This is a genomic window from Vibrio sp. 3-2(1) (genome assembly GCF_963887575.1).
Classification (GTDB): Bacteria; Pseudomonadota; Gammaproteobacteria; order Enterobacterales; family Vibrionaceae; genus Vibrio; species Vibrio anguillarum.
Genome location: NZ_CAWPGB010000011.1, coordinates 901,661 through 915,467, shown reverse-complemented (window position 1 = coordinate 915,467; position 13,807 = coordinate 901,661). Strand labels below are relative to the sequence as shown.

Here is a 13,807-nt window from a genome sequence, read left to right as displayed (position 1 = left end):
GGTATGAAAAAAATCGGGTTGGCTTCATTAGTCATGGCGCTACTATCTGGCTGTAGTTCACCGCAAGTGAATTGGCTGCAGGACAGCAGTGCCGTGATATCAAATATCACCATTGGGTTGAAAAGTAACCTTTGGATCAATCAAATGCCTACAGCTAATGAGAGCGAAATACCTCTTGTGCATGGGACATTAAGATTGGATTCGTCGGCAATATTACCTGCCAATTTAACGATTGACGCGTTGATGGTCCAGCAAAGGGATAAAAATTGGCTGGTGGGCAGTGAATCGTTAGATTTACGGACTCAAAGTGAAGATCAATGGGAAGTTGTGTTTGAATGGCCGATGCAGCTTAATGTGGATAAGCCCGTTAATGTAGCTTTGCAATTGAGCGATGGTACAACAGCGCAGTGGCTTATCGAAAAGAGCGTCTTCATCGACAAAGTCTATTAGATTTATAGAACGGCTCCACGCGCAGTAGTCAGCCATGAAAAAAGCCCTTTAACCTGAGGTTAAAGGGCTTCTAACTATCTGGGGGTAGACGCTTAGTCTTCTAGATCACCACAGAAGCGGTAGCCTTCGCCATGAATTGTGGCGATGATCTCTGGCGTACCTGATACTGATTCAAAGTGTTTACGGATACGACGAATCGTCACATCTACTGTTCTGTCGTGTGGTTTCAATTCACGGCCAGTCATCTTTTTAAGCAAATCTGCGCGAGTTTGGATTTTTCCTGGGTTCTCACAGAAGTGCAGTAAAGCGCGGAATTCTGAGCGAGGAAGCTTGTAGCCTTCACCATCCGGATTCACTAAAGAGCGGCTATTGATATCCAATACCCAACCGTTGAACTCATATTTTTCCACACTGCGTTTCTCTTCTTGAGTCGTATTGGTATTCATTGAACGACCTAGAAGATTACGAGCACGAATCGTCAGTTCACGTGGGTTAAATGGTTTGGTGATGTAGTCATCAGCCCCGATCTCTAAACCGAGGATTTTATCAACTTCATTATCACGACCAGTCAAAAACATCAGTGCAACATTAGCCTGTTCACGAAGCTCACGAGCTAACAGAAGGCCATTTTTACCTGGTAAATTGATGTCCATAATGACCAAGTTAATGGGGTTATCAGACAGCACATGGTGCATCTCTTCACCGTTACTGGCCTCAAAAACAGCGTATCCCTCTGCTTCAAAAATACTCTTAAGAGTGTTACGAGTTACTTGCTCATCTTCAACGATAAGAATCTGCGGGGTTTGCATTGGCGGTACCTAAACTTGTGAAAAAATTGTGCTAATAGAATTAATTGTAGGCAAAAAATTGCAACATACAGGTAATCTGCTGCCGATAATAAACTAAAGTTTTGAAAAAAACACTTACTTCAGTTGCCCGCCGTCCTTAGGCATATCTTGCATTGAGGTCTCCATACCCTCGGTGTTCTACTAGTCTTTAAGGCGGATTCTATAATGTTAACAGCATGCTAACAACGGCAGAATGTTAATTCCAATCACTTTGTTGATTTACATCAAGAGTTCTAATGTAACAAATATTAATCGTCTTAAGCAGTTGTAAATTTACACCACATTACCCATGCAAATAGCATGCTTTTTGGGGATTTTCGCTGGGGATGGTAGCATTAGGCGCAATGGGCTTTACCTCATATGGAAATTTACCAGCAAAGAACTTGTTAACTCGATACTTGTCAAAAAATGGGAATTGCGTAAAAAATCAACGTTTACAGCGGGGGATATCGCACTATTATGGATGTCACCAATATGAATATTCAGTCTTTTAAATGCAGTTGGCCGCCAAGTTATGCTCATTCTCAGCGGGTTTTTCTTTGCATCGTTTGTATGAATAGGTGAGTAAAGTATCTGGCATTATGGTTCATTGAGCTGTGGTTTTACAGCGCGTCTAATGTGTCAGATGAAAATAATAAACAATAATCAAGGAAGAAGGATGATAGATATCACACCAGATATTTGCGATAAATTTGAATCGCAAATCAATATATTGGATTTGCCTTTGCAAACTTTTGGTTTAAGGAGTGCTTTTTGGGGGCAAATTGTCACCGTACGTTGCTATCACGATAACTCTAAAGTTCGTGACGTATTAAGCCAAAATGGTAAAGGTAAAGTTTTAGTCGTCGATGGTAACGGTTCGTGTCAAAGAGCGTTATTGGGTGACCAACTGGCGATCATGGCGATTGAAAACGGTTGGGAAGGGGTCATCATTTATGGAGCGATACGCGATGTTGCTGCGTTATCGCAAATGGATTTAGGCGTGAAAGCGTTAGCGAGTTGTCCACTTAAGACCGATAAGAGAGGTGCAGGCGAAATTAATGTGACGCTGACTATCCTCAACCAGATGATTCAGCCGGGTGACTATGTTTATGCCGATTGGAATGGTGTTTTAACGTCAACTCAAGCGCTAGACTGGCACTAGAATCTGAAACCCACCCCAAATTGAACGCCTTGCTGCCACTCTTGATAATCAAGGGTGGCATGTAAATCAACGTTTTCTGACAGTTGAAGTCGGCTAGATAGCTCCGCCGCCATAGCATCAGCACTGCTCGTATTATTCGGATTACTGGCGGCTGAACGCAAGGTGCTTTTTAGTGATAATTTGGGGGTTAGCTGGTAGCTGAGGCCACTTAAAAAACCACTTTCGGATCCGTAGTCGGAATTATTTATCCTCGCTCCAATGTACAGATCTAAATTGTCAAAAAGGTTATAAGAATAACCGCCATCAATAGTCCAACTATCAAATTGTTGACCATCACTTTCGCTTGAAAGAAATAAGCGATGTGGAGATTGGCTCTGTGAAGAAGGAAGTGCAGGTAAGGTATTGGCCATGCTAGATAAAGAAACAAGCAGAAATAAACATAGTGCGACTTTTAGTTTCATCTACCTCTCCTTATTCTTGTTTTGAGTTACTGCGTCCACTGCGGTAACAACAATTAAAGCACAAATTTCACACGATGACAGCGTTATGTATATAGCATTTTGTTATTTGCTTATGTGTAAAATGGTTGTGCTTAACGTGCAATAAGTATCTTATTTGTGTGGTGGTTTTAAATTTGATTAATTCGGAATGACTATAAAAAATAGCAGATTTTCGTTGACTAATGATGACGAAGTAAGGTAAACGTAAAGGCAATTAAACACACGAGTATTTAAATTTTTCTATGTTACAGCGCAGCCTAGTAGTAATGACAACCACCATTATTATTACCGACATGACACATGTTGGGGCGGGCCGCTGAGCGAAAAGTTTTTACAAAAAAGGCCTGTATCCCACCAGATACAGGCCTTTTTTTATACCAATTTGAACTGTTTTGGAGGAAGGGATGCGAGTATTTAAGTTTGGAGGTTCATCGTTAGCCGATGCTGATCGTTTTTTAAGGGCGGCAGATATCATCGTTAACAATGTACAGCAAGAAGAAGTCGCCGTTGTGCTCTCTGCACCAGGAAAAACCACCAATAAATTAGTGGCAGTTATTGAGAGTGCTTTGCGTAATGGCGAAGTAGAACGCCAAATAGCGGAGCTTGAATTCTCATTTTTCGATCTACTCGCTGGCATCAAAGCACAATTACCTAATGTGGATTCGGCCGCTTTTGACAATCAAGTAAAAACGTCACTGTCTCAGCTGCGTCAATTTGTACACGGCATTAATTTACTCGGTATGTGCCCAGACAACGTCAATGCGCGCATTATCAGTAAAGGTGAGCGAGTCTCTATCCAACTGATGAAAGCGGTACTTGAAGCAAAAGGACAAGCGGCTGCATTGATTGACCCAGTACAATATCTTTTTGCTAAAGGTGAGTACCTTGAGGCAATGGTCGATGTTGAGATCTCCACGCAAAATTTCAAGCAAAATCCACTTCCGCAAGCGCATGTTAACATTATGCCGGGTTTCACGGCTGGTAATGAAAAGGGTGAATTGGTCTGTCTAGGCCGTAATGGCTCGGATTATTCTGCGGCTGTGCTTGCGGCATGTTTACGTGCAGATTGTTGTGAGATTTGGACCGATGTCGATGGCGTTTATAACTGTGACCCACGTTTGGTTGCGGATGCTCGTTTATTAAAATCACTCAGCTACCAAGAAGCGATGGAGCTTTCGTATTTTGGCGCGTCAGTGTTACATCCCAAAACCATTGCACCGATTGCACAATTTCATATTCCGTGTCTTATCAAAAACAGTTTTAACCCTCAAGGCGCAGGTACGCTGATTGGTCAAGATACAGGTGAAGATAAGCTTGCTATCAAAGGTATTACTACACTCAATAATTTGACTATGGTCAACGTCTCCGGCCCTGGCATGAAAGGCATGGTCGGCATGGCTAGCCGTGTGTTTGGCGCGATGTCTGCCGCAGGCGTTTCTATTGTGCTGATTACGCAATCCTCTTCAGAATACAGCATCAGTTTCTGCATTGAGGCGCAAGATAAAGCCCTTGCCAAAAGAGCATTATCGGAAGCGTTTGAACTGGAATTAAAAGATGGCCTACTTGAGCCTGTCGAGTTTATGGATGACGTTGCGATTGTCACTCTGGTTGGTGACGGCATGCGCACTTCGCGCGGAGTGGCTTCTCAATTTTTCTCATCGCTGGCTGAAGTTCACGTCAATATTGTTGCCATTGCACAAGGCTCTTCCGAGCGAGCTATTTCGGCGGTGATTCCAGAAGATAAAATTTCAGAAGCGATCAAGGCTTGTCATGAAAATCTCTTCAATTCTAAGCATTTCTTGGATGTGTTTGTGGTCGGTGTTGGCGGTGTCGGAGGCGAATTAGTTGACCAAATTCATCGTCAGCAAGCCAAACTAGCCGATAAAGGAATTGTGATTCGAGTGTGTGGCCTTGCGAATAGTAAGGCACTATTGCTGGATAGCGAAGGCCTGCCGCTGGAGCATTGGCGTGATCGAATGCATAGCGCGAGTGAAGAATTTAGCCTCGCAAGGCTTATCTCTCTGGTGCAGCGTAACCATATCATTAACCCTGTCTTAGTTGATTGTACTTCCAGTGAAGTGATTGCCAACCAGTACGCCGAATTTCTGGCTGCGGGTTTTCATGTTGTGACGCCTAATAAAAAAGCCAATACCGCAAGCATGGCCTACTATCACCAGCTGCGTGAAGTGGCGCGCAACTCGCGCCGTAAACTGATGTACGAAACGACGGTTGGTGCTGGTTTACCTGTGATTGAAAACTTGCAAAATCTCATTGCTGCTGGTGATGAGTTGGAAAAATTCAGCGGTATTTTATCTGGCTCTCTTTCGTTTATTTTCGGCAAGCTGGATGAAGGTATGACTCTTAGTCAAGCTACGCAGCTAGCTAAAGACAAAGGTTTTACTGAGCCTGACCCTCGTGATGATCTGTCGGGAATGGATGTGGCTCGCAAGCTGTTAATTTTAGCTCGTGAGGCGGGAATGCCTTTAGAGCTGGATGACGTAAAAGTCGATCTTGCTTTGCCGCCGGGTTTCGATATTTCGGGTACAGTTGAAGAGTTTATGGCGCGCTTGCCGCAGGCTGATGCTTATTTCCAAGAGTTATTCACTAAGGCAGCAGTCGAAGGTAAGGTATTACGTTATGTTGGTGAAATATCAGAAGGCCAATGCAAGGTGAAAATTGCAGTGGTCGATGAAAATGACCCAATGTTTAAAGTCAAAGATGGTGAGAATGCACTGGCGTTTTATAGCCGTTATTACCAACCGATTCCATTGGTGTTGCGTGGTTATGGGGCGGGTACAGAAGTAACAGCAGCAGGGGTGTTCTCTGATGTGATGCGCACCTTAGGTTGGAAGTTAGGGGTTTAATTGATGAGTTCAAGTGACATGAGTGTGGTGGTGTATGCCCCAGCTTCAATTGGTAATGTGAGCGTTGGGTTTGATGTTTTAGGGGCGGCTGTGTCGCCAATTGATGGCAGTTTATTGGGGGATCGTGTTGAAGTTAAAGCGGGCAGCGAACCTTTTGTACTCGAAACAGCAGGTCGCTTTGTCGACAAGCTGCCAGAAGATCCAAAGCAGAATATTGTTTACGATTGCTGGCTTGTTTTTGCCAGAGAGCTTGAAAAAAAGAGCATTGCAGTAAAGCCGTTGCAAATGACGTTAGAAAAAAATATGCCGATTGGTTCAGGCTTAGGTTCCAGTGCTTGTTCAATTGTTGCAGCTTTAGATGCGTTGAACCAGTTTCACGGTAACCCACTTAATCAGACTGAGCTTTTAGCGCTGATGGGCGAAATGGAAGGTAAAATTTCAGGCGGTATACATTATGATAACGTTGCCCCCTGCTACTTAGGCGGCGTGCAATTGATGCTTGAAGAGCTAGGTATCATCAGCCAAGAAGTGCCTTGTTTTGACGATTGGTATTGGGTGATGGCGTATCCTGGGATTAAAGTTTCCACAGCCGAAGCGCGAGCGATCTTACCTTCACAATATCGTCGACAGGACATCATTGCGCATGGACGTCATCTTGCAGGTTTCATTCATGCTTGTCACTCAGGTCAGCCTGAGCTAGCGGCTAAACTGATCAAAGACGTGATTGCTGAACCGTATCGTGAGAAACTTCTGCCCGGCTTTTCGGATGCGCGTAAATACGCTGCATCAGCCGGAGCGCTTACCACTGGCATTTCCGGCAGTGGCCCAACACTGTTCAGTATTTGCAAAGAAAAAGAGGTTGCCGAGCGAGTTGCTCGTTGGCTTGAACAACATTATGTACAAAATGAAGAAGGATTCGTCCATATTTGTCGCTTAGACAAAAATGGCTCGACCGTTACAGGAAGTGCTCTATGAAGCTTTACAACATAAAAGAAAATGATGAACAAGTCTCTTTTGGCCAAGCCGTACGCCAAGGATTAGGACGCAATCAAGGGCTATTTTTCCCAGCAGAGTTGCCTCAGTTTGAAGATATTGACGCGTTACTAGCCGAAGATTTTATCTCTCGTAGTACAAAAATTCTCAGCGCCTTGATTGGTGATGAATTACCAGCAGAGCAAGTGAATGCGATGGTTGATGCGGCTTTTCAGTTTCCAGCACCGATTAAGCAAGTGAAAGACGGCATTTATGCTCTAGAGCTTTTCCACGGTCCAACGCTGGCATTTAAAGATTTTGGTGGTCGCTTTATGGCGCAGTCACTGGCCGCCGTTTCAAATGGTGGACAGATCACCATTTTAACCGCGACTTCTGGTGATACTGGCGCTGCGGTGGCTCATGCCTTTTATGGAATGCCCGACATCAAGGTCGTGATACTTTACCCTAAAGGTAAGATCAGCCCGTTACAGGAAAAACTCTTCTGCACTCTGGGCAACAATATTCACACTGTCGCGATAAATGGTGACTTTGATGCTTGCCAAGCGTTAGTTAAGCAGGCTTTTGATGACGCCAAGCTTCGCCAAGAGATCGGTTTAAACTCTGCAAATTCAATCAATATCAGCCGTTTAATGGCACAAATTTGCTACTACTTTGAGGCCGCATCACAATTAAGTAAAGCGCAGCGTGAAAACTTAGTCATCTCCGTACCGAGTGGCAACTTTGGCAACCTAACCGCTGGTCTGTTGGCAAAAGCATTGGGCTTACCTATCAAGCGTTTTATCGCGGCAACCAATGCCAATGATACGGTTCCTCGTTACTTAGAAACGGGTCAATGGGATCCAAAACCCACGGTCGCGACCACATCGAATGCGATGGATGTGAGTCAGCCGAACAACTGGCCGCGCATCGAAGAGCTTTGTCGCTTAAAGGGCTGGGGGCTAGATACCTTAGGTAAAGGTGCGGTATCTGATGCACAAAGTGCGGATTCAGTTCGTGAACTTTACGCGCAAGGTTATTTGTGTGAACCGCATGGTGCCATTGCGTATCGAGTTTTGGATGAGCAGTTACAAGCGGGAGAAACGGGGCTATTTTTGTGTACTGCGCACCCTGCCAAATTTAAAGAAGTCGTTGACGATGTGCTAGGCACTGACATTGAATTACCAGCCCCTCTTGCAAAACATGCAGTGATGACGTTGCTTTCTGAAGAGTTAGACAATGATTTTGACGCTCTAAAAACGGTGTTAAGACGCGTTCAGCCTTAAAGAGATCCTGATTTCATCTTATTGAAGTCAGGATGATATTCCTCTAACGATAAAAATGGCGCTCATTGAGCGCCATTTTTGGATATGAATATTCTCATCAACGCTATGATTATAGCGTCTCAGTGAAAGTACGTGCGATAACGTCACGTTGCTGTTCTTGAGTCAATGAGTTGAAACGAACAGCGTAACCAGAAACACGAATCGTCAGTTGCGGATACTTCTCAGGGTGTGCAACGGCATCTTCAAGAGTTTCACGCTTAAGAACGTTCACATTTAGGTGCTGACCGCCTTCGATGCGAGGTGCTGTTTCAATCGCAACTTCACGGCTTTCATACTCACCAAGGTCGCTGACCGCGATAACTTGATCTGCTTGGTAGCCTGCGTTAGCGGCAACGCAACGTGCTTCATTCTTTTCATTATCGAGTAACCAGATAGAATTTAGTAGGTTGTCGTTTGCTGCTTTTGTAATTTGAATGCCTTGAATCATCACTATCTCCTAGTCCACTTAAGTGGCGTTATTGGTGTTTATTTTCTAACTTTGTTGAGTTGGTTATTATATAGCTAATATCCTTAAAATTAATATTGATTTAGGTCAAAAAACAACGATAAACATTGATAATATGGGGTTTATTTTATTGATTTAAATCAATAAAGCATTTAAAAACAATGAGTTCTACTTTTTTTTAATACATAAAATATTTTTTATTTATTTTTTTGTTGTAATTTTACTACATTTTTAGCGCGTGTTTGACCTAAGTAACAGAAAATCAGACAATTGAAGTCCAATGTTGAAAGTACAAAGTGATTTAATGACAAATAGAATTCAGGGCCGTGGAATGAAATTTATTGGTGCTCATGTATCGGCCTCTGGCGGCGTTGACCAAGCCCCATTGAGAGCGAGAGAAATTGGAGCAAATGCATTTGCTTTATTCACTAAAAACCAGCGCCAGTGGGTTGCTAAACCGCTCGAAGAGGCAACCATTCGCGCTTTTAAGGCTAACTGCCACATGCTTGGTTTTAAAAGTGAACACATTTTGCCGCATGATTCATACCTTATTAATCTGGGCGCGCCAGAAGCCGATAAGCTTGCTAAGTCACGCGAAGCTTTTATTGATGAAATGCAACGTTGCCAGCAACTGGGGCTGACGCTTCTGAATTTTCATCCGGGTAGTCACCTTAAACAAGTCTCAGAAAGTGAATGTCTTGCGACGATTGCAGAATCGATAAACCTTGCACATCAAGCCGTGCCTGAGGTCGTTGCTGTGATTGAAAACACCGCAGGGCAGGGGACGAATCTAGGCTGGCGTTTCGAACATTTAGCCGAAATTATCCAGCAAGTTGAGGATAAATCGCGAGTAGGTGTGTGCCTTGACACGTGTCATACTTTTACTGCAGGTTATGATTTGCGCACAGTTGAGGCGTGCGAGGCAACCTTTTCAGAGTTTGATAGCGTGGTGGGAATGCACTACTTACGTGCAATGCACATCAACGACTCAAAGGCAAAGTTTGCCAGCCGTGTTGACCGCCATCATTCTCTAGGGCAAGGCGAAATTGGTTGGCCATGCTTTGAATTTATTGCCAAAGATGCAAGGTTTGATGGTATCCCATTGATTTTAGAAACAATCGATCCAGACATTTGGGCCCAAGAAATTCAAACATTAAGAGATCTACACGCACAATCGGTAGATTCAGTAGCATCTTAAATAAGTTGGCATCTTTCTTTCATAAAGACAAAGGCATAGCCGCGTCAAAATGAAGGAGGATGTCACTATGTTTCATATGATCTCACGTTCACCATCAATAGCTCGACCACCAGTCCGATTGCCTATACCTAACCGACATGTGAACGGTCAAGGGCATACTCGAACGCCACAAAAATCACATTAACTGGCAAAAGCTCTGTGACATTGACTCATGCAGTGGTGGCTTTTTATGGTTACAATGCGGTAATTAGTTAATTTGCAGAGCGTTGTTATGACTCAATCATTGACTTGGCACGATGTTATCGGCCATGAAAAACAGCAGGAGTATTTTCAACAGACGATAGCGTTTGTTGAAAAGGAAAGGCTGGCGGGGAAAGTGATTTATCCACCTGCTGCTGACGTGTTTAATGCGTTTCGTTTTACCGAATTTGGCGATGTTAAGGTTGTGATTTTAGGGCAAGATCCTTATCACGGGCCAAATCAAGCTCATGGGTTATGTTTTTCGGTGTTACCCGGCGTTAAAACCCCACCTTCACTGGTGAATATCTACAAAGAGCTGGTGCAAGATATCCCCGGTTTTGTTACTCCTCAGCACGGTTACCTAAAAAGTTGGGCCGAGCAAGGGGTGCTATTGCTCAATACCGTATTGACTGTTGAACAAGGTATGGCGCATTCGCACGCTAATACTGGTTGGGAAACCTTTACCGACCGGGTGATTGAGGCGGTAAATCAGCAGCGTGAAGGTGTTGTTTTCCTGTTGTGGGGTTCACACGCGCAGAAGAAAGGCAGCATGATTGATCGCAGTAAACATCATGTATTAGTAGCACCGCATCCTTCTCCTCTTTCTGCGCATCGAGGCTTTTGGGGCTGTAAACATTTTTCAAAGACTAATCAATTACTTATTGATCAGGGGAAAGCGCCTGTGAATTGGCAACCCGTATTGGATAAGTGATTAATTGATGTTTTTTCGAGCAGGGTCAAAACAAGCACGCTGAAGCTTTTATACACTTATCTAAAATAAGTGTAATGGAGAAGCACAATGATGATTGAAAGGATCCGTAGAGAACACGGGTATATGGCGCGTTTGCTTGCCATTTTGCGAGATAAACAACGGCAATTGAGTAATGAACAAAGTATCAACTACTCTTTAGTGAGAGAGATTATTGACTACTTGGCGACGCATTCAGAGTCAGTACACCACCCCAAAGAAGATATTCTCTATCACTATTATATTGATCATTATGGTCAACATAATGATATTCAAAATTTAGCGAGAGAACATGTAGAACTTTCTGAGAAAACTCATGCTTTTCTAGAGATTGTCGATATGATTTTGCAAGATGCTGTTGTACCACAGCACGTGTTCATCGAGCAGCTTGATGCATTTATTTCTTCCCAGAAGCGTCATCTGGAGTTAGAAGAACAATCGGTTTTACCTTTGATCAGCCGCACCTTTAATGTGACTGATTGGCAAGCGGTGGAGGCGAGCTGGCAACAATCCGAAGATGATCCAGTATTTGGTGAGACAATTGCGGAGCAGTACCAACAATTAGCTCACCGAGTTCGACAAACCGCACAAGAGTGCCAGTAATCTCTGCTGATTCAGTTAAACAAAAAAGGCACTGTTGAAGTGCCTTTTTACTCAGAGTTTTATTTGATCAGCCTCGAAGCAGACATCCATTTCCATCAATTCTCTTTGTAACCGTTTTTGATCCTGAATCGCTTCAATTTCTCGCCACATTCTTTTGACTGGTTTAGTGCGACTAGAGCGGAGTTTTGTGATTTCCATTTCCAACATTTCGTCAAATTGCAAGCTTTCCATAAGCAACCTCTTGTTGTTGTTATTACGCCATGTCGTGCTCTCTAGATAGCACAGTTTTCGCTAGCCTAGCTATGATTTGTTTCTCATTTGTTTCCTTTTGATGAACCTTTTATTGGATTTTGACCAGAATTTCACAGTTTCAGAGGGATTCTTTAGTACAAAAAGGGAGCGGTTAAGCGACGCAAACGATTTTATTTGCATTTTGAAATGTTAAATAAATGTTGTTTTGAAAATTTACAATTGCCTGGTTGGTTGTTTTATGACCATTCAATAAAAAATTATCATAAATTTATGCAAGATTTAGTGGTGAAACTGATTAGCCCTTTATTCTCAAGGGGTGAGATTAAGTGAGTGCAACTGGGTTTTTATGGTTGTTTTTTATCTTTCAATGTTTCCAGTTTGGGTTGTTTTGGTTGCCAGGCTGTTGCTGTATTGGTTTGTTAAATGTTAATCAAAGGTGATTTTATAGTGAAAAATAACATTTTAACTAAACTTGTTGCATATTGATTTTTGTTCTTTCAGGTTGCATTATCCGCCCGTCAAAAATACGTTGCCCCTTCAAAAGTTGAGACTCCTCACTTTTTGGACGAATAAAATGCATTGCATAATATCGATAAAAACATGCTGGTTAGAACGTTGACTCGCAGCATGTGCATTTTTTCGTGAAGCTTTTCGCTTAGGTCAGCGCTATCACTCTATGAGAGGTTCTTGTGACAGACTTAATCAATTTAATGAATGATTTACTTTGGGGATCCATCCTTGTTTATCTTTTAGTCGGTGTTGGTGTGTACTTCACCGTTCGCCTAGGATTCATTCAATTTCGCCATTTCGGCCACATGTTTAGTGTGTTGAAAAACAGCCGCAAAGCAGATAAAGCCGGTATTTCTTCTTTCCAAGCACTTTGTACTAGCCTTGCTGCGCGTGTTGGTACGGGAAACATGGCCGGTGTAGCCGTTGCTTTAACGGCGGGTGGTCCAGGCGCGATTTTCTGGATGTGGTTGATTGCTATGCTTGGTATGGCGACTTCATTTGCTGAAAGCACGTTGGCTCAGCTATACAAAACCCGTGACAAAGATGGTAACTACCGCGGTGGCCCTGCGTACTATATGGAAAAAGGCCTTGGTATGCGTTGGATGGGTGTCCTGTTTTCCATCTTCCTGATTATTGCTTTTGGCCTAGTATTCAATGCCGTTCAAGCTAACTCAATTGCAGGAGCTATGAAAAATGCTTTTGGATTTGATCCGCTGTATGTCGGTATCTTCATCGTTGCAATTTCGGCTTTCGTCATTTTTGGTGGTATCCGTAAAATTGCGCGTACCGCTGAGTTGATTGTACCTTTCATGGCATTAGCTTACTTAGCGATTGCGATGTTTGTCATGGTCACTAATATAGAAAAGCTACCAGCCGTATTAAGCCTTATTTTCAAAAGTGCATTTGGCCTTCAAGAAGCGGCCGCAGGCGGTTTAGGTTACGCGATTGCTCAAGCCATGATTAACGGCATCAAACGCGGTCTGTTTTCCAATGAAGCTGGTATGGGTTCAGCACCTAATGCAGCGGCTTCTGCAACGCCTTATCCGCCGCATCCTGCTTCTCAAGGTTACGTGCAAATGTTGGGTGTTTTTATTGATACGATTGTGATCTGTTCAGCAACCGTCGCCATTATTTTGATGTCGGGTGAATATGTACCGCACGGTGAAATTACCGGTATCGAGCTGACTCAGCGCGCATTAAGCTCACAAGTGGGCAGTTGGGGTGGGATTTTTGTTGCTTTTGCGATTTTCTTCTTCGCCTTTACTTCAATTATTGCCAACTACTCTTATGCCGAAACGAACCTGATTTTCTTAGAGCACAACAATAAGAAAGGGTTAACGTTGTTCCGTATTGTTTTCCTTGCCATGGTGATGTTTGGCTCATTGGCGACCTTGCCTACCGTATGGGCAATGGCGGATGTCTCGATGGGGTTAATGGCGATTGTTAACTTGGTGGCGATCATTCTGCTCTCTGGCATTGTGATTAAGCTCGCGAAAGATTATAACCGTCAGCTAGCCGCAGGTAAGGTTCCCACCTTCGATGCTAATGATTACCCTGAGTTAAAATCTCAGTTGGAAGATGGCATTTGGTACAACAACAAATAGCCTGTTATCGTTACTGACGATTAAATAGATTGAAAAAGCCATGCAGACACCGCATGGCTTTTTTTGTACTCTGTGAGCCATAAAAT

General features: G+C 43.3%; 14 protein-coding genes and 1 other annotated feature. Of the genes, 10 read left to right on the top strand and 4 right to left on the bottom strand.

The window, feature by feature from the left end; genetic code table 11:
* The first annotated feature begins 3 nt into the window (after positions 1-3).
* Entirely contained in the window at positions 4-450 is a 447-nt protein-coding gene (locus AACQ79_RS06865; protein WP_013856107.1) for a hypothetical protein, read from the top strand.
* A gap of 92 nt (positions 451-542) precedes the next feature.
* On the opposite strand, the gene arcA is transcribed toward AACQ79_RS06865, so the two are convergent.
* Entirely contained in the window at positions 543-1,259 is a 717-nt protein-coding gene (gene arcA / locus AACQ79_RS06860) for a two-component system response regulator ArcA (RefSeq protein WP_013856108.1), read from the bottom strand.
* 697 nt (positions 1,260-1,956) lie between these two features.
* On the opposite strand from arcA, the gene AACQ79_RS06855 reads away from it, so the two are divergent.
* Complete coding sequence (locus tag AACQ79_RS06855; RefSeq protein WP_010318275.1) at positions 1,957-2,442, top strand: putative 4-hydroxy-4-methyl-2-oxoglutarate aldolase; 486 nt, start codon at positions 1,957-1,959, stop codon at positions 2,440-2,442.
* On the opposite strand, the gene AACQ79_RS06850 is transcribed toward AACQ79_RS06855, so the two are convergent.
* On the bottom strand, positions 2,439-2,903 hold the full coding sequence (locus AACQ79_RS06850; protein WP_081244957.1) for a hypothetical protein: 465 nt from the start codon (positions 2,901-2,903) through the stop codon (positions 2,439-2,441). The genes AACQ79_RS06855 and AACQ79_RS06850 overlap by 4 nt on opposite strands.
* A 281-nt stretch (positions 2,904-3,184) precedes the next feature.
* Between AACQ79_RS06850 and thrL the strand changes: the two genes are divergently transcribed.
* The 4 genes from thrL (at position 3,185) to thrC (ending at position 8,061) form a co-directional block, all read left to right on the top strand.
* Entirely contained in the window at positions 3,185-3,262 is a 78-nt protein-coding gene (thrL, locus tag AACQ79_RS06845) for a thr operon leader peptide (RefSeq protein ID WP_100208354.1), read from the top strand.
* Positions 3,200-3,317 (top strand) — a sequence feature (Thr leader region). Its footprint overlaps the gene before it by 63 nt.
* 29 nt (positions 3,318-3,346) lie before the next feature.
* Positions 3,347-5,806: a bifunctional aspartate kinase/homoserine dehydrogenase I gene (thrA, locus tag AACQ79_RS06840; RefSeq protein ID WP_170898862.1), complete on the top strand. Its 2,460-nt coding sequence runs from the start codon at positions 3,347-3,349 to the stop codon at positions 5,804-5,806.
* A gap of 18 nt (positions 5,807-5,824) precedes the next feature.
* Positions 5,825-6,781, top strand: coding sequence for a homoserine kinase (gene thrB / locus AACQ79_RS06835; RefSeq protein ID WP_026027386.1), 957 nt, complete (start codon positions 5,825-5,827; stop codon positions 6,779-6,781).
* A complete protein-coding gene (thrC, locus tag AACQ79_RS06830; protein WP_017047475.1) occupies positions 6,778-8,061 on the top strand; it encodes a threonine synthase in 1,284 nt (427 codons plus the stop codon). Before thrB ends, thrC begins: the two co-directional genes overlap by 4 nt.
* A 109-nt stretch (positions 8,062-8,170) precedes the next feature.
* Here thrC and grcA read toward each other — a convergent pair whose 3' ends face one another.
* Positions 8,171-8,548 (bottom strand): autonomous glycyl radical cofactor GrcA, encoded by a 378-nt coding sequence (gene grcA, locus AACQ79_RS06825; RefSeq protein WP_026027385.1) that lies wholly within the window; start codon positions 8,546-8,548, stop codon positions 8,171-8,173.
* Positions 8,549-8,846: 298 nt separating this feature from the next.
* Between grcA and nfo the strand changes: the two genes are divergently transcribed.
* The 3 genes from nfo (at position 8,847) to AACQ79_RS06810 (ending at position 11,355) form a co-directional block, all read left to right on the top strand.
* The gene (nfo, locus tag AACQ79_RS06820) at positions 8,847-9,764 is read left to right on the top strand and encodes a deoxyribonuclease IV (RefSeq protein WP_019282352.1); all 918 of its coding nucleotides are present in this window, start codon (positions 8,847-8,849) and stop codon (positions 9,762-9,764) included.
* Between the two features lie 271 nt (positions 9,765-10,035).
* Entirely contained in the window at positions 10,036-10,716 is a 681-nt protein-coding gene (gene ung / locus AACQ79_RS06815) for a uracil-DNA glycosylase (protein ID WP_170898860.1), read from the top strand.
* Positions 10,717-10,803: 87 nt separating this feature from the next.
* Complete coding sequence (locus tag AACQ79_RS06810; RefSeq protein WP_017047477.1) at positions 10,804-11,355, top strand: hemerythrin domain-containing protein; 552 nt, start codon at positions 10,804-10,806, stop codon at positions 11,353-11,355.
* A 51-nt stretch (positions 11,356-11,406) separates the two neighbouring features.
* Here the strand turns inward: AACQ79_RS06810 and AACQ79_RS06805 are convergent, their stop codons facing one another.
* Positions 11,407-11,586 (bottom strand): DUF3545 family protein, encoded by a 180-nt coding sequence (locus AACQ79_RS06805; RefSeq protein WP_010318284.1) that lies wholly within the window; start codon positions 11,584-11,586, stop codon positions 11,407-11,409.
* A gap of 710 nt (positions 11,587-12,296) precedes the next feature.
* Here AACQ79_RS06805 and AACQ79_RS06800 point away from each other — a divergent pair.
* Positions 12,297-13,721 (top strand): alanine/glycine:cation symporter family protein, encoded by a 1,425-nt coding sequence (locus tag AACQ79_RS06800; RefSeq protein ID WP_013856119.1) that lies wholly within the window; start codon positions 12,297-12,299, stop codon positions 13,719-13,721.
* Positions 13,722-13,807 lie beyond the last annotated feature (86 nt).